The sequence below is a fragment of the Enterococcus sp. AZ050 genome, from assembly GCF_051715085.1.
Classification (GTDB): Bacteria; Bacillota; Bacilli; order Lactobacillales; family Enterococcaceae; genus Enterococcus; species Enterococcus faecalis.
Genome location: NZ_JBIOTC010000001.1, coordinates 2,115,219 through 2,138,827, shown reverse-complemented (window position 1 = coordinate 2,138,827; position 23,609 = coordinate 2,115,219). Strand labels below are relative to the sequence as shown.

The following is a 23,609-nucleotide window of genomic DNA, read 5'->3' as shown; positions in this document are numbered from 1 at the left end:
AATACAACTGTTCGAAGGAGAGAAGAAGCATGAAAAAAATTGCCATTATTGGCGGCGGCATTATCGGAATGACGTTAGCTAATTATTTAGATCCACAAAAATTTGACATTACCGTTTATGATGAAGGGATCGGCCAAGCGACTAAAGCGAGCGCTGGGATTATTTCCCCTTGGCTATCCAAACGTCGAAATAAGAAATGGTACCAATTAGCGCGAGAGGGCGCTGCCCTATTTCCAAAGCTAGTCAAAGATTTTCAGCTGACGGAGGATATTTATCGTCAATCAGGGACAGTCATTTTGCGTCCGGCAGCTGCTTTGGCAGACTTAGCCCATTTGGCAGAAGAGCGTAAGCAAACTGCACCTGAAATTGGAGAAATCACGATGTTGTCAGCGGTTCAAACAGCGAAGTTCTTACCGCTACTTAAGGAAACTCCTTCACTTTTTATTTCTGGCGGCGGTCGCCTAGATGGACCAGCTTATCTAAACCATCTTCAGAAACGCGCCGAAGCTAAAGGGGTCACTTTTTGTTCACAACGAGCGCACTTTCGACAACTGAATCAAGGGTGGGAAATTGTCACAAATTCAGAAAAAAAGAGCGTTGATTTTCTCGCTTTAACACCTGGTCCTCATTTAAAGGAATTACTCGCTACTTTAAATTTATCTGTGGACATTCGTCCCCAAAAAGGACAATTGTTAGTTTTCGAGACCCCTTTTACAAATAGTCAGCAATGGCCTGTTGCTATGTTAGATGGCGAAGCCGATTTAATTCCTTTTAATCAAGGAAAAATTTTATTAGGTGCCACCCACGAAAATGAACAAGCCTGGGATTTAGAAGAGACTGCTAGCGCTTTTCAACAACTAACTTCTGGGACTGCGCCATTTCTAAAAGAAGCAGAGCAGCTTTTTAAGCAACCCATGCATTACCGCGTCGGTACACGTGCTTATACATCCGATTTCGCTCCGTTTTTTGGCCCTTTGCCAGAAATGCCCCACCTTGTGGTTGCTAGCGGACTTGGTTCATCAGGACTCACTACTGGCCCATTCATTGGTTACCAATTAGCTGAATACTTCAATACAGGTACCTTCAAAGGAGAGCTTTATCAAAAACCACTTAGTCAATATGTTAAAAACAACCCCTCACTTTAATCAGTGAGCGGTTGTTTTTTCTTTAATTAAGAAATGTGAAGTATCTTGGTAGAAGGATTTTGTTATTATGCTACTTGTGGTCGCGCATAGCGTTCTACGTTTTGTTTAATATTTTTAACCGTTTCTGGATCTTCAATGCCCGTTACTTCAGCGATCACTGTATCAACGCTTTCTTGGTCAAGCATTTCCTGTAATTGACGGCTTTGTTCATCTTCTGGATCATGATAATTAAAGACAATACCAATCATTGCTAATAAATGCGGCGACACTAGATTGCGTTCCTGTAATTCACGGATTGGTCGAATAAACCGTTCTTGCGCACCTAATTTTCTGATTGGTGTCCGTGCTACACGTGTAATAGCATCTGAAATATATTTATTTTGGAAACGTTGAATAATTTTTTCAATATAGGCTGCATGTTCTTGTTCATCAAAATTCCATTTAGCCACTAAAAGTTTACCGGTTTCCTGCAAAACTGATTTGAGTTGTGCTACCACTAAGGCGTCCTGCATCGCTTCGTCAATGGTTTGATAGCCTAACAACGCCCCTGTATAGGCAACTGTAGCATGGCCAGTGTTTACACTAAATAATTTTCGTTCAATATACGGCTCTAAATCAGCAACGTAATGAACGCCTTCTAACTGAATCTCTTTGGCTTTTCGGTTGGTATCATCAATGACCCATTCACAAAAAGGCTCAACTTGAACAAAAAGTGGGTCTTCATGTTTTTGTAATGGAACAATCCGATCAACCGCCGCATCAGGAAAACCAATCCATTGTTCAGCATAAGCTGGGTTTTTCAAATATTTGGCCACTTCTTCTGCTAAAAAGGTTGAACCACCAATCATATTTTCACAAGCGATAATATCCAGCGGCTTTTGGCAATTTGCTTCGGCACGTGCATCAATTCCTTGGGCAATTAATTCAGCAATTCTTGGTAAAATATTGGGACCAATCGCCGTCGTGACTAAATCAGCTTCCGCAATTGCTTCTACTACTTTTTCTGGTTCTGTCATGTTATTTAACCCGGTCACATTTTCAACGTTAATTTGTTGATGTGAGGCATCGGCCAATTCAATTGTATAACTTTTACGTTCTTTTAACGCTTGAATGATAGTTTCATTAACATCCACAAACGTAATATGAAACCCGTTTTTAGCTAAAATTTCGCCGATAAAGCCGCGTCCAATATTTCCTGCTCCAAAATGTACTGCGTTCATTCTTATTCTCTCCTTTAAGCAATGGCTAAATTTTCTGTTATTTCTTCTTTACTTAATGCATCGGCAAGTTGCACCACGTTATCCATATCACTACAATAAAGTGCAATTTGTTGGACTAATTGCAAATGTTCTTCACCGACTCCGGCAATCCCAAATAATACGGTAGCAATTTTTTCATCTTCTTCGGTGCCAAAATTAACGCCCTCTGGGACTTGCACTACACAGATTCCTGATTTTTTCACTAATTTTTTGGCTTCTTCTGTTCCATGAGGAATGGCAATAAAATTCCCCATATAAACAGATAGCAATTGGTCTCTTTCAATCATTGCTTCGATATAAGCGGGCTCAACACAGCCTGCCTCGACTAGTTTTTCGCCGCAAAAGCGAATAGCTTCTTCTTTTGTATTAAACTGTTGATTTAATTCAATTGAAATATTCGTAAGATTTTCCATTGTTTTCTTCCTCTCTAGGCACTTTCTTTTAAGAGCGAAACCACTGTTTCATATTTTTGGGGATTAACCATACTTTTTACTGATAAGTGTGTCGCTTTCGGTGCTTTTTTACGGGCTTGTTCCGTTAGTTCAGCTTTAGTGACAATTAAAGCCTGTGTTTGTTGAGTTAATTCATTAATATTAATTTTTCGAATCGGCATTGAAATTTTCTCTTTATCTAAAATTTCTTCTAAGACTTTCATTCCCATCGTTGCTGACCCGACACGGTCATCGTGAACCAAAAGAATTTCATTGACATTTGCTAAATCTCCCTCAATTTCAGAAGCAGGTGTTGCTTTGAAGGCTGTTGGTTGTGCGTCGTTTTTTTCTTTGGTACCTGATAGTTCAGCCACAATTTCATCATAACGTGGTGAGTTCAAGAAGCTTTCAACTGCTACAAAGGTTGCATTAGGTGCTTTCTGTTTGGCCCGTTCTTGCAATTCCGCTTGTGTGACAATCAATGTATTTCCCTCATCGGTCAAATTATTAATGCCCCGATTCGTCACAGTTTGTACTAAACCAGCCTCTTGGACCTTTTTCCGTAAGATAGACGCACCCATTGCACTAGAGCCCATCCCAGCATCACAAGCAAAAATAATTTGTTGAATTCCTGACAATGAAGCACTACCATTTGCGACAGTTAATCCTTTTGATGCTGCTTTAGCAGCTTGGGTTTCTTTCACTTTTTGGGCAAATTCATCACTTTCTTCTTTCGCATCTGCTTTTAAAATGACTGCGGATACTGCAAAGGAAACAGCAGTTGCTGCCAAAACACCTAAAATAACTGGTAAGTAAGAACCCATTGGTGTCATCGCTAAAATAGCTATAATGGAGCCTGGTGAAGCGGGCGCACGTAAACCAGCATCTAACGTTTGGAAAACCAAACTACCAGTCGCGCCACCTGCAATAACCGATAAGAATAATAACGGTTTCATCATTAAATATGGGAAGTAAATTTCGTGGATACCACCAAGGAAATGAATAATTATTGCTCCCGGCGCAGAAGATTTTGCCGCACCTTTTCCAAAAAACATAAATGCTAATAAGACACCTAACCCAGGACCAGGGTTTGCTTCTAATAGGAAAAGAATTGATTTGCCAGCCGATAAGACTTGTTCTGTCCCTAAGGGTGTTAAAATGCCATGATTAATCGCATTGTTTAAAAAGAGCACTTTTGCCGGTTCAATAAAAATACTCGTTAATGGAATCAAATGAGCATTTAAAATGATTTCCACACCACGTGCCATTGCAGCAGTCAGCGCATCGACAATTGGGCCAATCGCTGAAAAACCAAGTAAAGCTAATGCAAAACCAATCAATCCAGCTGAAAAATTGTTTACTAACATTTCAAAACCAGCTTTAATCCGATGTTGGAAATACTGATCAAATTTCTTAATTGTAAAGCCACCAAGTGGACCCATAATCATGGCACCTAGCATCATCGGAATATCGGTTCCCACAATCACGCCCATTGTCGCAATTGCGCCAACTACGGCACCGCGATCACCTGCAATTACTTTCCCACCAGTGTAGCCAATTAATAATGGAATTAAATAGGTCAACATTGGGCCAACCATCGTGGCAAAGGCTTTATTTGGCAGATATCCATCTGGGATAAATAGCGCTGTCAAAACGCCCCACGCAATCAACGCCCCGATATTGGGCATCACCATGCTAGATAAGGTACTGCCAAGTCTTTGGACTTTCGCTTTAATTGATACTTTATTTTTTTCTGGTACTTGTTCCATTTTTATTCCCCTTCTCTCAAGTAACTTTTCTTGTTGACTAAATTGTATCCGCTTTCCGAACCTGGAAAAAGTCGTACTTTGGCACAAACCATTGTGCCAAAAGTTGAAAGAAAAAAGCACGTGTTCTCTAGTTACGAAAACTAGAAAACACGTGCTTATTCCATTTCTAATAATTTCAATAATAAATGAACAACTTTTTATGCTATACTCAAATTGGCGACTTGCCTCGAAAGGAGGTGCATCACATGTACGACATTGTCACAAAAATTCTTGTGCCGATTTTTGTCGGGATTGTCCTGAAACTTGTAACCATTTGGTTGGAAAAACAGAACGAGGAATAAACAAGTTGCTTCCAGCCGCTGCTGTCTAAACAGCAAAAAAAGACACCCTACTACTGATAGGGTGTCTTTTTAGTGCATCCATGCACGACTTTGTCACAAGTTACCTTAAATTTATCATAGGGCCTATTTTTTGTCAAGGAATCTTCTTATCTTTTTTGTTTAATCTCTTAAATAAAAATATTTTAATTTTTATTATAAAATTATTTCAATAATTATTGAACATTTCAGAATGAATTGATTTTTTACTACCAATTTTTTTCAGACGTAACTTTAGGCTTTAGCCAGAATTTTTTGCGCTTCATCTATTGTTCGACAATCACTGAGCCGCTGAATGTTTTCGAGATCTGAACAGAAAAAAGCTAATTCTTGAAGCATGCTTAGTTGCCGTTGACTTTTTAGAGCAACGACAAATAACAAAGTAGCTATTTTTCGATCTGCTTCCGTACCAAAGTTGACCCCATCAGGCACTTGAATAAAGCAAATCCCTTCTTTTAAAACTTGTTCATCTTGTCCTTCCGCATGAGGCAATGCCACGAAGTTACCGATATACACGCTGACTTTTTGTTGACGTTGATACATTGCTTTGACATAGTCAGGCGTGACCAACTGATTTTTTAGCAGTAATTCACCAGAAGCTGCAAGTGCTTCCTCCCAACTAGCATACGATTGATTCAACATTATTTGCTCCGCTGTAATTTCAAACATCTCTCAACACCTAGCCTTTCATTTCTTCAATTAATAATGACGAAAGCAACTGATAAACAATGGCTTCATTTCCTGAATGAAAAATTTCTGTATTTAAATCATTCATAATAATCGCACCACTGATTTTCCCTAAAATTTTCCCGATTGTTTCATCAATCGGCATCGGCGCTAGCATGAGTAACATACGTTGTAACTGCATCGGCTTTTTATCCATACCTTCAATCATAAGTGGCTGGGCCAGATTAAAAATACAAAAAACAGGCTGTGTCACTGCTGTACTTGAGGTATGGAATAAGGCCATTTCCGTCTGAGGAATCCCAATAGGCGCTTGCTCGTAACGTTTCATCAATTGCTGACAGACGATTGCACTATCGGTGATTAAATCTGCGGAAAGTTGCGCGAGAGCTTGTTGAACGGTTTCAGCTAAATCCGCTTGATTATTTAAATCTGCTATGAAAAATGTTTCTAATAGTTTACTAATTTCTTCCATGAAAGCGACCACCGTTTCGTAGCTTTCTTCGCCACCTATTTTTTTCACAGGCGCTTTCCTAAGCGAGCGTTTTTCGTGACTAATCCGCTTAAACTCTTCTTTCAATTGGCGGATTTCATCGTCTAAAAGTAACGGTGAGATCAATTTATATTTACCGTTATATCCTGGTAATAACGAAGTGGAAATCACTAAGTCATAGTTTTCCTCAACATTCACCTTACCTAAATCCGCAATCCGAAAAAAATGAATCTGGTTGATAAAAGGAAAGTAGCGCCGTAATCGCATTTCCAGCATACTTGTCGAAGCCAAACCGCTAGGAGAAAAACCAGCAATATCAACTTCCATAATTTTGGGACTCCGTTCTAAAGAATTGGCAAAATGAAGTACCATGTAGGCAATTTCCTCTTCCGATAAATTCTTTTGCGGAAAAATTTGCGGCAACGCTTGGCGTAAAGCCGCAGCTATTTCTTGATATTGATTCATGATCCGTTCTAAAATGGGATTCGTTAAATCTTCTTCTTGTAAAACCGCCCGAGAAAAAACACCTGATAAATGCGTCAACAACATTTTATACAGATTGGTATCTTCGAAAAAATTAACTTCCGTTTCTTGACTTACTGCTTCAATCAGTTGTTTCACTTCATAAGCCAGCTGAGTGTCAAAATGTTCATCAAAAAAATCTTCATCAAAAGAATTAGAAAAATCACTTAATAAGCTAGCAAAAAAAACAATCTCACTGACAGCGTATAGTTGTTTCGTTTCAGCAGCGACTTTTGAAAAAAGTCGTTTAGAACAATTTAGAAAGGCCTTATTCATCTGCCCAGTATAGGTCTCATCAGCTAAATAAAAACCTGCAGTGACCCGATCCATCGCAATTGTTAACATTAAAATCAAATGTTGTAATTTACGATCACTTAATGCTGGAAATAAAGTTTCTACTTCTGGCTGAACAATTTTTTGTGCAAATGCTAAATGTTCCGCATGAATAAATTGAAAGAAAAAATGGTCGTTTGTCGTTAATTCGGTAAAATGAAAAAATTGGTACTCATTAATTTCCATACTTAGAATATTCGCCATTAGAAGACGGCGATATTTTTCAGAACCAGTCACTTCATAGCCTTGATTCCGAGAAATCGTCAACGGAATCCGAGCAATCCATGTTTCTAATTGTTTAATATCGGCATAAAAAGTCGTATTACTAATACAATACGTTTCCAGAAAATAATGCATAGAGACTGGCTCTTTTGTTTGCAGTAATGTCAATAAAATCGCATGTTGCCGCGCCAAAGTAGAAAGTTCCTGTGTCTCTTCTCCTAAAATAGCAGCCTGAATTTCCGTCATCGCTGCTTCATCTGCTTGAATCGAAAAGCGCCCACGAGCTACTTTTTCCAACGTCGCGCCCATCGATGCTAGCGAGGTTTCTAAATTTTCTAATTCACGATATACCGTCCGGCGGCTAACCTTTAACAAATTCATCATGCGGTTTACTGAAACGGGGGTGGGACTATTCACTAATTCCGTTAATAGAACAGTTTCTCTTGTCGTTAAAAACATCTATCAGCTCCTCCTTCCAGCCATTCTTGATACTCTTTCTTATTCAAAAAACTAGTAACTACGTATAAATTTTGTTGCGTTAGATCTAAATGATAGGCTTGCGCCAGTTCACGAGTCACTACGTAGGTTGTCTCCTTGGTAAAAAAGACTGTTTCCAGTGGTTCTTTAGATACTTCAATCGCGACTCCTTGTTTCGCTGCTTGTTGCCGCAATAATTCCATTCCCATTGTTTGCGATCCTCGAACATTCTCGGCATATAAAAAAACAAGCTTCTGTCTTTGTTTGGTCGATTTCGTTCCAGTAGACTCTGAACCAAGTGAAGATTGCTCTTGAGAAGAAGCAGTCAGTTTGGCTAAAACTTGCGGGTAATAGGATTTAATTTCTAAAAAATTTTGAACACTCACCATATCCTTTTCTGGGACGTACTTTTGTGCTAACTGTTTCAATTCTGCTTGAATGACCACTAATGTCTTAGGCTGCCACTTCATCTGATGAACGGACTGGTAAGTCACAGGTATCTCCAAGTCCACAGCTTTTAATTGTCGGCTTAGCAAACTAGCCCCCATGGCACTTGAGCCCATTCCTGCATCACAAACAAATAAAATTTGCTGATAGTTAGGTGTGACTGTTTCCACTTGGTCTTCCTCCTTCTCCTTCATCTTTATCATTGAAACTGGTTCAATTCCTCGTTGACGTTTTAATAACAAGCTTGCTATTGCAAAAGAGCACAGAAAGCTAACAAAAATTCCGCTAAAAACCGCCAGCCTCGCATCAGTCGGGGCATTGGCTAAAATCGCAACCAATGAACCTGGCGAAGCTGGAGCACTTAGCCCCACATTAAATATTTGAAAAACAAGCGTACCACTCATTCCTCCAGCAATTACTGCTAAAAATAAGCGCGGATCCATTAAAACAAACGGAAAATAAATTTCATGAATGCCCCCAATCAGTTGAATCATGGTGGCGCCTCCTGCTGTTTTTCGTTGTCCTACAGGACCAAACAGCAGAAAAGCAACCAAAACGCCCACGCCTGGTCCAGGGTTTGTTTCCAATAAAAATAAAATGGACTGACCTGTTTGACTAGCACCTTCTAAACCTAGAGGCGTTAATAAGCCATGATTAATCGCATTATTAAAAAATAACACTTTTAAGGGTTCTAAGAAAACGTGAACCAATGGTAAAAGATTGGCTTCAATTAACCAAGAAGAAAATTGATACAGCCAAAAACTAGCGCTTTCAACAGTAGGAGCTACAACCAGAATACCAAAACAGCAAAGCAGTCCTCCCACAATTCCTGCTAAAAAGTTTTTAGTCAGCATCTCATAGCCTTCTTTAACTTTCGGTAAGAAAATTTGTTCAATTTTGGCGAAAGTATATCCTGCTAAAGGGCCAATAAACATAGCACCAAACAACTGTGGAACATCTGTGGAAACAATCACGCCCACTGTCGCAATAGCAGCAACAACGCCGCCACGTTGTTCCTCGAACATTTTTCCGCCTGTAAAACCAATTAAAATCGGTAAAACAACTCGAATCATTATCGTTTCGACTTCAGAAAGAGCTAGCCGTAGATTCCCTGTCGTATAGCCAGCCACCAAAGACAATAAGCTCCACGCAATAAAAATACTCAAATTTGGCATAATCATCCCACTCAAACGATGACCAAAACGACGTAAATAGGGAGTTACTTTCACAAACTTATGTTTAAAAAAGAGCGAATGCATTTCTTTTTCCTTCATATTCCTTGTCCCTCGCTCTCTATGTAGATAATTAGAATACTTCTATTATATGAAATTTCACAAAAAAATAGTATAGATTTTTGTAAAATAATTCTTTTATACACCTCACAAGAGAATCCGTTTACATTAATAGAAAAAACTTTTATACTAAAAGAAAGAAATTCTTCGGATTGGAGGCCAATTATGGCAATCAAAGCAATTGTAATGGATATTGATGGTACCTTGTTAACTTCAGAAAAAAAGATTTCACCAAAAACGCGACAAGCATTAGTAGCTGCACAAAAGCAAGGCCTATCACTGATTTTGGCTTCTGGCCGCCCGACTAACGGTATGCGGCCCTTAGCAGATGAATTGGAGATGGCTCATTATAATGGACACCTACTTTCCTATAACGGCGCTTGTGTCACCCATCATGGCAGTCAGCAACAACTATTTAACCAGACAATTTCAAAGTCATTGAGTCAACAAATTTTAGAGCATTTGAAACAATTTGACGTAATTCCAATGATTAATGATGAAACATTTATGTATGTCAATGATGTTTTTCATAACACCTTACATTTAGAGACTGGTGATTTTAATATTATTGAATATGAATCACGGGGTGGCAACTTTCAATTATGTGAGTGGCGTGATTTAGCCGCCAGACTAAACTTTCCCTTGAACAAAATTTTAATTGCTGGTGAACCCGCCTATTTACAAAAATATCATGAGGCCATCTACGCGCCTTTCAAAGAAACCGTCACCGCTGCTTTTTCCGCTCCTTTCTATTTTGAATTTACCGCAAAAAATATTGATAAAGCGCGTTCTTTAGAAAAACTAACCCTACAGTTAGGCATAACTGCTGAAGAAGTAATTGCTTTTGGTGATGGTCACAACGATTATACAATGTTGGAATGGGCCGGCACGGGAATTGCTATGGAAAACGCCGTTGACGAGCTTAAAAGCATCGCAACGGAAGTCACTTTATCCAACGACAATGACGGCATCGCTGTTGCATTAACCAACTTTCTTTAAGAAAGTTGGTTAATGCAAGCGTACGCCGTCATTTTTTATTGCCTATTCAAATGTCGTGATTTTTTCTGGTGCTAAACGAACAGATTCATAGCCAGTTTCCATGCCCTTACCCACAGATAAAATCATTACTGGGACATAGCGCTCTTGATCTAAACCAAATGTTTCGGCTAATTTTTCCGCTTCAAAACCACCGATTGGATTTGTTTCATATCCGTGAGCTCGTGCCACTAACATAAATTGCATAGCTGCTAAACTCGCATCAATTTTTACGATGTCATTCATTTGTTCTCTACTTAAACTTTCATAATGGGGAATAATGGCTGCTAATTGTTGGTCCCGCACTTCCTTAGGCATTTTACCACTAGCATAGGCTTGATTGTAAATTTCCTCTCCTCGCTCATGGCAGTTTAGATCACCAAAAATTAAGAGCATTGCAGAAGATGTTTCATTTTGACGCGTATTAAAGCGAATTAAGGGTTTTAATTTTTCTTTGCCTACTTCACTTTCTACTACGACAAAACGCCATGGCTGCATGTTAACAGAAGAAGGGGCGGTGGTCGCTTCTTGAATCATTGTTAACATTTCTTCATGAGAAATTTTATGGGTTTCATCGTACACCCGAACCGATTTGCGGCCAAAAACAATCTCTGAAAAATCATTCGTTGTATATGTTGTCATTCTATCATACCTCTTTCGTTGTAATGCTTTGATCTAGTTTTGTCAAAAGTTCTTTTAACTGGCGACAGTCGTCCTTTGTAAATGTACTGGGAATAATTTCTGTTACCGTTTGTTGCTTGGCTGTACATTGCTGTAGTTCTTGTTGTGCTTTTTCTGTTAAATGCACTAGCACTTCCCGATTATTTTCTGGATTTCGCTGTCGTGTCACATACTGTTTCTCTTCTAAAATTTTCAAATGGCGAGTGACCGCACCACTATCGATTTTTAAGTGTTCTTGAATCTCCGTTTGAAGACACGGCTGACGTTCTTTTAAAATCATCAGCAACTCATAACGAGTCAAACTCAAGCCAACTTGCTCTTCAAAAACTTTGGTAATTTTTTGATCTAATACCTTTAACTGACATAATAATTGGCTGACTTCCCGTAATGATAACGACATAGTTTCCTCCTTAAAAAGATGACTCGTCAACAATTGACTAGTCAACTATAACTGTTTCTTTCTAAAAATGCAACCTTTTTTACAAGAAAAATAGAACAATTGACAGAGAGAAACTACAGTATTCCCCATCAACTGTTCTATTTTAATCAATCTATTTTTCGGTAACAGGTTCTGCTGATAACCGCTTAATCCCTAAACCAGTAAATGCACTGACCATTGAGAAGACAGGCGATAATAAGCTAAAGAAAACAAATGGTAAGTAAGTCAACGTTGGTACGCCAAAGGTCCCCGCTACGAAGCTACCTGCAATCCCCCAAGGAATGAGGTAGTTAATAACCGTCCCACCATCCTCCAAGGTTCTGCCTAAAACAGTCGGATCCAAACCTTCTTTTTTGTAAACTTCTTTAAAGGCATTCCCTGGTAAAATAACCGATAGGAATTGTTCACCAATAAAAATATTTACGCCAATTCCTGTTAATAACGTTGATAAAATCAATTTCGGTGTACTGCTCATTTTCTGCGAAACAACTTCCATGACCGCAGAAATCAATCCTAATTCCATTAATAAGCCACCTAGAGACAACGTTAGAATAATAAGTGCCACAGTCGGCATCATACTCATAATCCCGCCACGACTTAATAATTGATCAATTTGTGCGTTCCCCGTTTGAGAAACAAACCCATTTTCCAACGTGTTTCCTAATGCCTGCAACGATACTTTCGGATTTTGAATAATAATCATAATTACTGCCACAATAATGTTCAACAAAATCGTGATAATCGCTGGAATTTTGCGCCAGGCACAGATTAACATTAAGGCTAATGGTAACAATGACCAAATTGAAATGGTAAAGTGGTCTTCCAATACTTGAATAACTTGAACTACTTCTGTCAGACTTGTATTCGCGTACGTTTGTCCTAAAATCATAAACAAGATTAAAGAGACGATAAATGCTGGTACAGTCGACCACATCAAGTTTTTTATGTGTTTAAACAAATCCGCTTCAACAATCGCTGCGGCTAAGTTTGTTGATTCTGATAAAGGTGACATTTTATCACCAAAAACTGAACCAGAAACAATCGCCCCCACAACTAAAGCAGGATTTAACCCTAAGGTACTGCCAATACCGAAAAAGGCAATTCCAATTGTTGACATCACTGTAAAAGCACTACCTACTGCACTGCCGACAATCGCACAGACAATAAAAACTGACGGCACAAACCATTTAACACTAATCATTTTAAAACCAAAAACCATAATCGTTGGAATAATTCCTGCTTGAATCCAAACGGCAATCAATGCCCCCACTAAAATGAAAATAAAAATTGGAATAATTCCTGGCTTCAAGCCATCAACAATCCCTTTATGCATTTGATCAAATGGTACTTTACGAAACATTGCGTAGCCTAAAATCAATGCAATCACAAACAAAATAGTAATATTTGGCGATATCTTTAAGCCAATTACTCCTGTTGCAATAGCTGCCACAATAATTAATAACACGATACTTGCTTCTCGAACACTCACGGTCTTCTTTTTCTGTTTTTCTTTCATTTCGTTACTCTCCTCTAATCTTTTTTCTGAATACTCTGACATTAAAGGATCTTATGATAACGAATAACCCCTCCACAACTCATTGAAAACGCCTCCTAAAGCTACATAAAAAGAGAGATTCATCCTTAAAGAATAAGGACGAATCTCTCCGCGGTACCACCTTAATTAGAAGCTTACTTGCTTCTCGCTTATGTATTATGTAATTGTCACTACTTATTAGTGTAATTCACAAATAGACTTGATCGATTCGCAGCAACCATCGACTTTCTGAACAAAACATCTATTTCCTACTGGGCTAATAATTTATGAATCTCAATATACCAAGAAGAAACCGACTTGTCAACGAAAATAGCATAAAAAATTTTTTCACACGCCAACAAAAATTACTTTTTCTTTTTGTAAAAATAGAAAAGCGCCTCCGTTCTCACGAAAGCGCCAGTTAATTAGTGGGTTGTGCCACCTTGTAGTTGAATATCTTCTTGCGTTTTTACCGCTGCTTCAATCATATAGAACAAAGAATCTGTGATTGCTTCTAATGACATAGAAGCAAACGTTGGTTTATCAATTGTTTGTTCTGGTAGGAACGGAACATGAATAAATCCGCCACGAATAGTTGGATATTTAGTGTTAATTAAGTGTAGTAAGTGATACATAATATCATTACATACAAAGGTTCCTGCTGTATAAGAAATCGCTGCAGGTAATTGATGGTCATGACAATTTTTTACCATCGCTTTAATCGGTAAATTTGTAAAATAGGCTGTTGCTCCATCTTCAACCAATGGCACATCGCTTGGTTGTTGTCCTGCATTATCCGGGATACGCGCTTCCGCTAAATTAATCGCCACTTTTTCAACAGTGACTGTTTGGCGGCCGCCTGCTTGTCCAACACAAATCACCATATCTGGTTGATGGGTTTCAATTGCTTCAGCCACTTTTTCACCACTAGTGCCAAAAACAGTTGGCACCTCAACTTTAATAATTTCAGCTCCTGCAATTTCAGCAGGTAATTTTTTGACTGCTTCAAAGGCAGGATTGATTGCTTCTCCTCCAAATGGATCAAAGCCAGTAACGACAACTTTCATTTCGATCATCCTTTCTTATTTGAATAGAATCATATAAACAATTTGGAAAATTAACATGAAGAGTGCAATCGGCAATTGATTTTTAATGACGCCGTACTTATCTTTCATTTCCAACATGGCTACAGGTACGATATTAAAGTTCGCAGCCATCGGTGTTAACAGTGTACCACAAAAACCACATGTTAAGGCAACCATCCCAACTAATGCGGGATCTGCACCTAAAGAAAAGACAAACGGCACACCAATTCCGACTGTCATCACGGTTATTGCTGCAAAGGCATTGCCCATGATAGCCGTAAAAATAACCATTCCCACAGCATAAATAATAATCCCTACATTGACATTTCCTGCTGGTACTACGGCACTAACTCCTTTTGAAATAATCTCACCAACACCAGCGCTAGTAAAAACAGCACCTAAACAAGCTAATAGCATTGGCAACGTACTAAGAGGACCGACTGTTTCTAACATTTCCGCCGCATCATCAAAAAATACTTTCGGCGTATTATTTTTAGAAAAGAACATCATGATGAAAATCGCTACAAAGACACCAACACCGACACCGACTAAAGCTCCTAAAGTAGTCAATGTGGCAAAAAGAATTGCAAAAACCCCGATACTTAGTGCGGGAATAAAAATCTTCATTCCTAATTTTTGAGACATTTTTTCCATGTATTCTTTCGAAGGTAAGCGACTTTCTCCTTTTGTCACTTTTTGAAGAATTGCCGGAATTGTCATCACAAAAATAAGTACGCCACAGGCAACTGGTGGAATAAACCGACCAAAACCGATTAAGATCCCTAAAATCCCCCAGAATAAACTAGTCCCATACGCATGTTGATTGGTTTTATCACGAAAACTACGAAAACTTGTATATAACAAGATAATACCCATAAAAATATAAAGGACTTCCAATAACTTTGCACTCAAATCAATACTTGGATCTGTGAAAAAACTCATTTCAGTCCCTCCTGTCCATAATATTTTTTACGTAATCTTTTTTCTTTTAAAATAAAGTAAATACTTGCCGAAATTAAGGCAACTAAGGCGACTGGTACTTCCACTAAAGCCAATTTACCTAATGTCACTTCATAGCCTAAATCTTTCAATGTTGATTGAACAAGCAATGCCCCAGCCCCACCAACAAACAGAACTTGACCAAAGAACCAACAGATATTTTCCATGGCTGAAGCCATCCCTTTTAGTTCTTCTTCATACTCTGGCACCATTGGTAAATTTTTTGATTCAATTGTTCCTAACGCCATTGGCAAAATAATCGGACGCACAAAACCTGCTACCCCACCGAAACTTACGTTAAAAGCGGCGAAGATAATCCGAAAGACACCATAAATGTCAATAACCACACCAGCAGATACCTTTTTGAATCGTTTAATCAACGTAGCCGCTGACTCTTTCAAGCCATTTCTCTCTAACGTTCCTGTTGCTAACATAATAATAATAAAGATAGCCATGCCTCGATTATTCACAAAGGTTGTTCCTAGTGTTTCTAGCATTGATGTCAAACCAAGCCCGCCAGTAAAAGCCGTCACTATTAAAGCAACCATCACAATCAAGATAGCATCAAATTTCAATGCGAAGCCGACAATGACGATCAATACGCCTAATAAAGGTAATAAATCCATCAAATCTCTCCTTCTTAAAATAAAATTTCACTTTCCATTATATGCCAATTTTCGCTCATTTGTAAGACTTTTTTAATTTTTAATGTTATTTTTTCTAAAGACACAGTTTCCAACACTTTTTAGAGCTACCACTCGCACTTTTTTCTTTTTTCCGCTAGAATAAAAGAAACAATAACATTGAGGAGGATTTTTATGTTCCAAACTTTTAGAGAAAATTTTCGACGCCATACCCTATTGCGCGACGCCGTCTTTATCGTTATCGGAAGTGCCATTGTCTTTAATCCCAGTGCTTTCTTCCAGTTCGTCGGTTATTTAATTGCTGGTTATTTGATGCTTTTAGGGTTAATTAATATTTATGATGACTACAAAATAAAAAAACAAACGGGTAGCTGGGGGCTTGGTTTCGTAACAGGTTTAATCTTTGTCGTCTTAGCAGTAGCCTTTTTATTTTTTGCACCGGTGATTGTTTCGATTCTGCCGTTTTTATTAGGGATTAGTATCGTTATAAACGGCCTCGTTCAATTGACTTTTGCTTTAAATACTCGTCAAACAGGCGCGCTTATCTACAGTATTCTGGTTTTAATCGCTGGAGCTGTTTTAGTTTTCAACCCCTTCAAAAGTCTCTTAGTTTTGATGCAAGTCTTTGGATTTATCCTGATTTTCATGGGTGTCATTGAAATTATTGGTCATTTTAGAAATAAAGCTTAACGAAAGGAGCAACTTATGGATAAAGAAAGTACCAAGTGGATCCGCTTTTTAGGTGGGAAAAATTTACTTTACACATTAACTATCCTTTGTCTAATTGCTGTAACTATCTTTTTATTCAACACTGTTTCATTTATCTTTAAACCAATTTTTGTTATTTTTAGTGCCGTCTTAGGCCCGGTACTTTTTGGTATTATTCTATTTTATTTGCTTAATCCAATGGTGAAACGCTTTGAGAAAAAAATTCCCCGTGTTTGGGCGATCGCGATTCTCTATGTCTTAATTATTGCATTACTAGTGTTAGCTGGACTGCAACTTTTCCCAATTATCCAAGACCAAACGGAAGAATTAATCAAACAATTCCCAAGTTTTTGGAAAAGCACGCTCCAAACAGTACAAGAATTTATGGCTAAAACACCTTTTGCAAAAGATTTAGAATCTGCTAATGAGTCGATTAATCAGCTCTGGGGCAAACTTACAAACTCCTTTAAAGACTTTGCAGGGGATTACCTACAAACAGGCGCACAAGGTCTGGGAAGCGTCTTTTCTGCAGTTTCTTCTACTTTCCTAACCTTGTTTACAGGACCTATCATCGCCTTTTTCCTTTTAAAAGACAAAGAAAAGTTTTATCGCTTTGTAAAAGGCATCATTCCCCCAGCTTTTCGTCCTGATTTTGATGAATATAGCCAAATTGCCAACATTCAAATTGGCGATTATCTAAAAGGTCAAGTCATTGCTTCGTTGGTTTTAGGGATTATGTATTGGCCAGCTTTTCTATTAATTGGTTTACAATTTGGTAGCATTTTAGCTTTAGCTGCGGGTATTTTATGTATTATTCCTTATATCGGGCCATTTATTGCCTTTATTCCTGGATTGATTATTGCCTTTCAGGATTCCACATTTATGGTAGTTAAATTTGTTATCGTCTGGTTTGCCATCCAATTGATTCATGGTGATTTTGTTATTCCTCGTGTGATGGGCGATAAATTAAAAGTCCATCCGATTACTATTTTACTTGTCTTGTTAGTTATGGGTGAACTGTTTGGTTTAATGGGCGTTATTTTTGGGATTCCAATGTATTGCCTAGTTAAAGTGACAGTCATTTATTTATTCCGCAAATTCAAACAACGCTATAACCGCTTTTATGGTGACAACGGCGAGTATGAACACACGAATTTTACTAAAGATCAATATTTAAAATAATACAATGAAAAAACTGGGACATAAGCCGTTTAGACTTATGTCCCAGTTTTTTACCATACTTCTCTAGCAATTTCTTGAAGTAATTGAACTTTGCGCCATTGTTCTTTCTCCGTCAAACGATTTCCTTCTTCTGTCGAAGCAAAACCACATTGCGGACTAATACTTAAGTTTTCTAAAGGAATAAACTGTTGAGCTTCTTCAATTCGTGCTTTCACTTGTTCAGTCTCTTCTAATTCAGGAAACTTAGAAGTAACTAAACCTAAAACGACTTTGCTGCCATTATTTTGCCAATGTCTTAATGGTGAAAAGTCCCCTGCACGATCTGAGTCATATTCCAAGAAGAAACCATCATAATTCGTAGCAAATAATTCTTTTGCTATCGGTTCATAACCACCTGAAAATAACCAAGACGAAGCATGGTTCCCACGGCAAATGTGTGTGGTTACAGTTAAATCTTCTGGCTTGCCAGCTAAGGCTTCATTAATAATCGTGGTACACACTTGTGCAATTTCTTCTGGCTGTATTCCTTTTGCTCGTAATTCTTCTTGTTTTGTCTGATCCGCTAGAAACGCCCAATTTGTATCATCAAATTGCAAATAACGGCAACCTCTCTCGTAAAAGGCCGCAATTGCGTCTTTATATGTTTGTGCTAAATCCTTATAAAAAGCACCAATCTCTGGATAAATTGTTTGAATGCGCGAGGTGCCGTCGTTGGATAAAATTTCTTGACGTAAAATCATGGTCGGACTAGGGATCGTTGCTTTGGCTACCGTGCCATCACCAACTTCCACCACCTCTTTTAAAAATGAAAAGTCCTCTAAAAATGGATGTTGTGCAGGAAAAGATATTTGATCCACTACGCGGATATTATAGGCCGGAGCTGCTTTTCCATGAAAGGTTTGGTTATACCCCGTTTCTGGGATATAGCCTGTCACACCATTTAATCCTTCTAAGAAATCAATATGCCAAAAACCGCGACGAAATTCACCATCTGTGATTCCCCGTAAGCCGCCAGCTTTTTGTTTTGCTACTAATGCTTTGATTTCTTCATCTTCAATAAGACGTAGCTCTGCTTGAGATAACGCACCTGCTTGGACCTTTTTCCGTGCTTTCTTAATTGTTTCTGGACGTAAAAAACTTCCCACATGATCAACTGTAAAAGGAATCTGACTACTCATTTGCCTCACTCTTTCCTATTTTTATTTATAAAAAAACGCCCTTTTACTAGCCGTAACTAGTAAAAGGGCGATTATTATCGCGGTACCACCTTTTTTCGGAAAGATGACTCTTTCCCTTCAACTGACAATCATAATCAGCGGTCTTGTTAACGAAAGACATTACGTTTTTGCCTACGTTTCGACAAAAATTCCTCCTAGGCCATTTTTCGATACAGACATCTAACTTTTTTCACCAACCAAAGTCTCTCTACCAGCTGTCTTGCATTTACTTTCCTATTCAACGGAAATTATTAGATTACAATTAGAATACCACGTTTAGCAAATTTGTCAACGGAGATGGATGAAATAGTAATGAAAAAAGCAGCTTCTTTTCAGAAGCTGCTTACGTCTATTTTTATCATTGCTGATTAGGCTGAGTGTCCTACGATTGTGCTACCTGAGTAACCAAAACCGACACGTGTAATACCTGGGTTAATTTCCCAATCACGGTGACCGCTACCTGAAGCTGTTACCATGTTTGTTTCATTGTACCACGCCATGATTACTGAGTTACCTGGCGCCCACATAATTGCGATAACTTCATCTCCACGAGACCAGTGATCATTTGGAATACCACCTGCTTCAACTTGTGCTGCACGAGCAGTTGCAGAAGCTGCTAAGCCTGCATCCCACACTACTGGACGTAAACCTAATGATTGACGTAGAACGTTCAATGCATTGATTGTTGGATCAGCAGAAGGTGTTGGTGTTGGTGGTGTTGGTTTCTCTGGTTCTGGTGTAGGTGTTGGTGTAACTGTTCCACCACCAGTTTGGCCACCATTATTTCCATTATCACTTGGTGTTGTAGGTTGTACTGGTTGTTCTGATGAAGAAGAGCCAGTATTTTCTGTTGCACTATTATCTGTACTTGGTGTAGTTGTTTCAGTTGTTTGTTGCGTGCTTGATTCAGTTGCTGAGCTTGAGCTTGCTGGTGTTTGTGCTTCTGTTGTTGATGAAGAGGCAACTGGTGCTTCTGCTTTCACTTCAGCTTTAGCTGGTTTTGCAGCAGCTTGTTTGGCTTTTTCAGCTGCAGCTTTTTGTTCAGCAGCTAAACGTGCTTGCTCTGCTTCAGCAGCTGCTTTTTGTTTTTCTAAGCCAGCTTTAGAACTTTCAGCAGATGATTGTTCTAATGCTAATGAAGCTTTCATTACGTTTAATTCAGATTGTTTAGAAAGTAAATCTTGACGTTTTGTTTCTAATTCAGCTTCTGTTGCTTCAAGTTGTTTCATTTTTTTCTCGTTTTCAGCTTTTTTATCAACAACGGCTTGTTTATCTTCTTTTTGTTGTTGCATTAAGTCGTTGTTGGCACTTACGATTGTTGAAACAGCTTGAACACGGCTGATTGCATCTGCAACTGAGTCCGCATCTAAAACTGCATCTAGCATTGTTGTGCTTTGTCCATTAACTTGAACATCACGTGCTTGATTTTTGATTGCTTCGTTACGTTTTTCAATACGTTGATTCAAGTTTGTAATTTCTTGTTGTAATTGTTCTGATTTTGCTTTTAGTGTTTGCTTTTGTTCACGTAAAGCCATGCTTTCATCAAATACTGAAGATACTTCTGCTTCTAAAGAAGATACTTGTGAAGCTAAATCCCCTTGTTTTGCTTTTAATGATGAAATTTCTTGATTTTTTTCTTCAATTTTTTTATCAACATTGTCCGCCAAAGCGATGCTTGGGGTAGCAATTGCTGATAGCGTTAATGAACATAGTAATACTGATGCAAATAGACGTTTCTTCACTTGTCATTCCTCCGAATTAATTTCTAAAGTTTATTTAAAATATCTTAATCTTTTCTTACGACAAAAACATTCTACCACACCCATATTTCAATTAAGCAATAGAAATGTTACAAAAACATTTCAGATCACTCGTTCTTTCTCCATAATAGGTAAACTTACCTTTTGTAAGGCTTTTATGCCTTGTCATGACTGGTTTTCACGTGTTTTCAATTGTTAAACAATTCTTCGATTTTTTTTCATATTTTTTCTTTTTTTATTCAAATTTTGCTTCTTTTTTGTCGATATATGCTTTTTTTCGTAAAATTAATCATTTTTCCTTCTTTTTAGCAAACGTTTTTGTTACAAAATTCGTTATATTTTGGTAATGAACCAAGAAAAAGGCCGCTTCGTTGAGCCGCCTTTTATTATTTCTATGCAATGTTTTTGATCAAACTATTCAACTTATTTTTTATGGACTTATGGGCCTGTCACTAAATTCCAAGTCACCATTGCTTGATAAGTTTGATCTTTTCTACCTTGATTTGCTGGAATTTCTAATTTGATTTGATCAAAAGAAAAATCAAATTGATAAACATCACTTTCGTCAAACTGACCATTGGCAACAATATGGCTAGCTACACCGTTGGCAACTAATTGAATAGCGGTTGTTTTGCCAAGAGCAACTTTAGTTTCCGTTGGTTGATTGTACTGAATAAAACCTGAAACATTGGTTGTTCCTAACAATAACTTTGTCATTGATGATAGTTGATCCACTCTTCCTTCAAAGGGGGATAGTTCTGCAGTTAGTGCCCAATTGGGTTGTGATTTTTTCAAACGTAAATATGGATTTTCCTGACCATTTTCATAATAATCTGCTGCCTGCTTTAAACCATGTTGCTGCGTGTTGCTAGAAATGGCGACTTTACCAAAATCAAAAGTTGGTGTGCTGATAAAACCTTCCTCATCTGGTGCCACAATTTCTTGATTTTTAGGTTGGATTCTGACAGTATCAGCTGCGTGAACAGCAGAAAAATTTCCATTCATTTCAACAGCCGCTTGTAACACTTGATCTGGTTCACCTGTAGCAATTGTTGTCATCATAATAGTTGCTGTCTGACCAATAGGCACTTCCGTATTTAAAGCAATGCCCACTCGCCAATTTTCATCAGTAATAGGAACAATTTTGTTTGGTTCAGATCCAACACGAATCGTGACTTGGATTGGCCGAGCTAGACCTGGTGACCAACCAATTGCTGGCTTTAAGTTTATTTTTTTTAACGGTACTTCTCCCACATTTGTAAGCATAATCTGCCAAATTTGTATATAACCACTTGGCATGACTTTGACTAGTCCTTCTATTTGCATTTCAGCTTTTGCAGTTATTTCCTTATACACTGCTGTAATAGCGTTCATTTCATTAAAAACAGGGGAGTTTATTGGTCGTTTTGTTTTTTCTAAGTTCTCTTGTTTTGTTTTATTTTGATACCAACCTTGATATAAATAAGTTTTACCGTTAACGCTGTATTGTTGTGGCAGTTTTTTTCCAGCTAAATAGCGAAAGCCATCCGTAGTTATTGGTCGTTGGTGATCCTGAATAAAATCAGATGGTGGTGCAATTTCAACACCATTGACATCCTCAAATGTATAATTTTTTTGAGGTACCTCCTTATAGACAACAGTTAAATCATCATTGTCGTCATAGGTAATATCATAACTGGGCGTTACGCTTTTTTCTAAATTTTCAGGTCTCGTTTTCCCTTTATACCATCCTTGAAATTGATATGTTTTTGAGTCGATTTCATAGCTACTTGGCAAAAGGCCGTTCTGTTTAAAGGTGTAAGGGTCACGTTCAATAAGCGTTTGCTTTCCTTGTCTAAACCCCGGTGGCGGAGGGATTGGTTTCCCTTGAGTATCCACAAAATGTTCTGTCACTTTGCGATTGGTAACATGATAATAAACCGGCCCTGAAAATTTAAAGTAATTCAATAGCCCAGATTGATTCGATGAATCAACCTTCACTTGGTTGTACACAGGAACGATTAGTTTTTGACTCTCGCTAATGTTAAATGTTACTCCTGTTTTCTGACTATATTGTTGTGCAGATATTTTTTCCAATTCAAATTGCGAAATTGTTGTTGGATATTGGTTTCCTGATGCGTCGGAAATAGTTGGCAGCGGATAATTGGGATCAATTTCCCCTTTCTTATTGTATAAGCTTAAAGAAGTATAATATCTTGGTAAAAAAAATGTTTGATTACTCGCTGCAAGCACCGTTGACATGTCGGAATAGACGGCTACTTTCTCACTTGGAATTACCACTTCTTTTAAATTAGCCACTGTAGATGCTGTCGCTGGTTGACTTTCACCTTCCCACACATTTATGCCATTTGGGGAATTGCCTTGCCAACTATGATACTGTAGAAGGATCTCATTGGCGTTTACTGGCTGCCCCTCTTCATTAATAAATCCATAACGATAAGTTAGGTTAGGCGTCTCAATTCTTTCTCTAATCGTTTGACTTGTAACATTAGCCTCATTATCGATTAACTCACTTTTTGGCAATACTAGTGGTTCTTCATCATGTAGTTTATCCTTTGTCTGTGGTTGTTCACTTTCGGCTTTTTCTGCTGTTAATGAATGATTGGTTCCTTCTCTTACTTGTTCACCTATCGTTGTACTTGGCAACGTTTCTGCAAAAACAGTTGTCTGTATTAGTATGGGGAATACTAATATATGGCAGATGCCCGTTACTATCAATTCTTTCCATTTACTTCGCTTCATATTGTCCCTTCTTTCTAAAGAACAATCCAACAATTCTTAGTTAACTAAACATTAAGACACTAAACTTAGCAGAATGATCACTTACCATTTTCAGCAACAGTCTTGTCTTGTGGTATCGGTTTCATTTTTCTT

The 23,609-nt window shown here is 38.1% G+C and carries 21 protein-coding genes and 2 other annotated features; of the genes, 6 read left to right on the top strand and 15 right to left on the bottom strand.

The window, feature by feature from the left end:
• Positions 1–29 precede the first annotated feature (29 nt).
• Entirely contained in the window at positions 30–1,145 is a 1,116-nt protein-coding gene (locus tag IGJ04_RS10450; RefSeq protein WP_010707863.1) for an NAD(P)/FAD-dependent oxidoreductase, read from the top strand.
• Between the two features lie 65 nt (positions 1,146–1,210).
• On the opposite strand, the gene IGJ04_RS10445 is transcribed toward IGJ04_RS10450, so the two are convergent.
• From IGJ04_RS10445 to IGJ04_RS10435, 3 genes are read right to left on the bottom strand one after another with little or no spacing between them, the layout of a single operon-like run.
• A complete protein-coding gene (locus IGJ04_RS10445) occupies positions 1,211–2,365 on the bottom strand; it encodes a mannitol-1-phosphate 5-dehydrogenase (protein ID WP_002355280.1) in 1,155 nt (384 codons plus the stop codon).
• Between the two features lie 14 nt (positions 2,366–2,379).
• Positions 2,380–2,817: a PTS sugar transporter subunit IIA gene (locus tag IGJ04_RS10440; RefSeq protein WP_002355279.1), complete on the bottom strand. Its 438-nt coding sequence runs from the start codon at positions 2,815–2,817 to the stop codon at positions 2,380–2,382.
• A 14-nt stretch (positions 2,818–2,831) separates the two neighbouring features.
• Positions 2,832–4,604 (bottom strand): PTS mannitol-specific transporter subunit IIBC, encoded by a 1,773-nt coding sequence (locus IGJ04_RS10435; protein ID WP_438840191.1) that lies wholly within the window; start codon positions 4,602–4,604, stop codon positions 2,832–2,834.
• A gap of 245 nt (positions 4,605–4,849) precedes the next feature.
• Here IGJ04_RS10435 and IGJ04_RS10430 point away from each other — a divergent pair, with 245 nt between their 5' ends.
• Positions 4,850–4,945 carry a type I toxin-antitoxin system Fst family toxin gene (locus IGJ04_RS10430; RefSeq protein ID WP_122975133.1) on the top strand — a complete coding sequence of 32 codons (96 nt, stop codon included), beginning with the start codon at positions 4,850–4,852 and terminating at the stop codon, positions 4,943–4,945.
• Between the two features lie 270 nt (positions 4,946–5,215).
• On the opposite strand, the gene IGJ04_RS10425 is transcribed toward IGJ04_RS10430, so the two are convergent.
• Genes IGJ04_RS10425 through IGJ04_RS10415 form a run of 3 tightly spaced genes read right to left on the bottom strand, consistent with a single transcriptional unit; the run spans position 5,216 to position 9,433 of the window.
• Complete coding sequence (locus IGJ04_RS10425; RefSeq protein WP_016631084.1) at positions 5,216–5,650, bottom strand: PTS sugar transporter subunit IIA; 435 nt, start codon at positions 5,648–5,650, stop codon at positions 5,216–5,218.
• Between the two features lie 10 nt (positions 5,651–5,660).
• Complete coding sequence (locus IGJ04_RS10420) at positions 5,661–7,694, bottom strand: BglG family transcription antiterminator (RefSeq protein ID WP_438840190.1); 2,034 nt, start codon at positions 7,692–7,694, stop codon at positions 5,661–5,663.
• A complete protein-coding gene (locus tag IGJ04_RS10415; RefSeq protein ID WP_438840189.1) occupies positions 7,685–9,433 on the bottom strand; it encodes a PTS transporter subunit EIIC in 1,749 nt (582 codons plus the stop codon). Before IGJ04_RS10415 ends, IGJ04_RS10420 begins: the two co-directional genes overlap by 10 nt.
• Before the next feature lie 183 nt (positions 9,434–9,616).
• On the opposite strand from IGJ04_RS10415, the gene IGJ04_RS10410 reads away from it, so the two are divergent.
• Positions 9,617–10,450 (top strand): Cof-type HAD-IIB family hydrolase, encoded by an 834-nt coding sequence (locus tag IGJ04_RS10410; protein ID WP_002370203.1) that lies wholly within the window; start codon positions 9,617–9,619, stop codon positions 10,448–10,450.
• A gap of 42 nt (positions 10,451–10,492) precedes the next feature.
• Here the strand turns inward: IGJ04_RS10410 and IGJ04_RS10405 are convergent, their stop codons facing one another.
• From IGJ04_RS10405 to IGJ04_RS10380, 6 genes are all read right to left on the bottom strand, one after another.
• The gene (locus IGJ04_RS10405; protein ID WP_010713585.1) at positions 10,493–11,128 is read right to left on the bottom strand and encodes a nitroreductase family protein; all 636 of its coding nucleotides are present in this window, start codon (positions 11,126–11,128) and stop codon (positions 10,493–10,495) included.
• Positions 11,129–11,132: 4 nt separating this feature from the next.
• Positions 11,133–11,567, bottom strand: a complete 435-nt coding sequence (locus tag IGJ04_RS10400) for a MarR family winged helix-turn-helix transcriptional regulator (protein WP_002362972.1) — start codon at positions 11,565–11,567, stop codon at positions 11,133–11,135.
• 151 nt (positions 11,568–11,718) lie between these two features.
• Positions 11,719–13,164 (bottom strand): Na+/H+ antiporter NhaC, encoded by a 1,446-nt coding sequence (nhaC, locus tag IGJ04_RS10395; RefSeq protein ID WP_002383673.1) that lies wholly within the window; start codon positions 13,162–13,164, stop codon positions 11,719–11,721.
• A gap of 89 nt (positions 13,165–13,253) precedes the next feature.
• Positions 13,254–13,429 (bottom strand) — a binding site (T-box leader).
• Between the two features lie 136 nt (positions 13,430–13,565).
• Positions 13,566–14,207: a pyroglutamyl-peptidase I gene (pcp, locus tag IGJ04_RS10390; RefSeq protein ID WP_002355269.1), complete on the bottom strand. Its 642-nt coding sequence runs from the start codon at positions 14,205–14,207 to the stop codon at positions 13,566–13,568.
• Between the two features lie 15 nt (positions 14,208–14,222).
• Positions 14,223–15,167 carry a DUF979 domain-containing protein gene (locus tag IGJ04_RS10385; RefSeq protein ID WP_002355267.1) on the bottom strand — a complete coding sequence of 315 codons (945 nt, stop codon included), beginning with the start codon at positions 15,165–15,167 and terminating at the stop codon, positions 14,223–14,225.
• Positions 15,164–15,850: a DUF969 domain-containing protein gene (locus IGJ04_RS10380; RefSeq protein WP_438840188.1), complete on the bottom strand. Its 687-nt coding sequence runs from the start codon at positions 15,848–15,850 to the stop codon at positions 15,164–15,166. The genes IGJ04_RS10385 and IGJ04_RS10380 overlap by 4 nt, the downstream gene beginning before the upstream one ends.
• 192 nt (positions 15,851–16,042) lie before the next feature.
• Between IGJ04_RS10380 and IGJ04_RS10375 the strand changes: the two genes are divergently transcribed.
• Together IGJ04_RS10375 and IGJ04_RS10370 are read left to right on the top strand one after the other, a co-directional pair.
• Positions 16,043–16,558: an HdeD family acid-resistance protein gene (locus IGJ04_RS10375; protein ID WP_002395439.1), complete on the top strand. Its 516-nt coding sequence runs from the start codon at positions 16,043–16,045 to the stop codon at positions 16,556–16,558.
• 15 nt (positions 16,559–16,573) lie between these two features.
• Positions 16,574–17,758 (top strand): AI-2E family transporter, encoded by a 1,185-nt coding sequence (locus IGJ04_RS10370; RefSeq protein WP_438840187.1) that lies wholly within the window; start codon positions 16,574–16,576, stop codon positions 17,756–17,758.
• Positions 17,759–17,808: 50 nt separating this feature from the next.
• Here the strand turns inward: IGJ04_RS10370 and IGJ04_RS10365 are convergent, their stop codons facing one another.
• Both IGJ04_RS10365 and IGJ04_RS10360 read right to left on the bottom strand, forming a co-directional pair.
• Positions 17,809–18,936 (bottom strand): 5-methyltetrahydropteroyltriglutamate--homocysteine S-methyltransferase, encoded by a 1,128-nt coding sequence (locus IGJ04_RS10365; RefSeq protein WP_438840186.1) that lies wholly within the window; start codon positions 18,934–18,936, stop codon positions 17,809–17,811.
• A 60-nt stretch (positions 18,937–18,996) separates the two neighbouring features.
• Positions 18,997–19,226 (bottom strand) — a binding site (T-box leader).
• A gap of 117 nt (positions 19,227–19,343) precedes the next feature.
• Positions 19,344–20,717, bottom strand: coding sequence for a PcsB-like coiled-coil domain-containing protein (locus IGJ04_RS10360; RefSeq protein WP_438840185.1), 1,374 nt, complete (start codon positions 20,715–20,717; stop codon positions 19,344–19,346).
• 185 nt (positions 20,718–20,902) lie between these two features.
• Here IGJ04_RS10360 and IGJ04_RS10355 point away from each other — a divergent pair, with 185 nt between their 5' ends.
• The gene (locus tag IGJ04_RS10355; protein ID WP_002367870.1) at positions 20,903–21,082 is read left to right on the top strand and encodes a hypothetical protein; all 180 of its coding nucleotides are present in this window, start codon (positions 20,903–20,905) and stop codon (positions 21,080–21,082) included.
• Between the two features lie 91 nt (positions 21,083–21,173).
• Here IGJ04_RS10355 and IGJ04_RS10350 read toward each other — a convergent pair whose 3' ends face one another.
• Entirely contained in the window at positions 21,174–23,477 is a 2,304-nt protein-coding gene (locus IGJ04_RS10350) for a WxL domain-containing protein (protein ID WP_438840184.1), read from the bottom strand.
• Between the last annotated feature and the right edge of the window lie 132 nt (positions 23,478–23,609).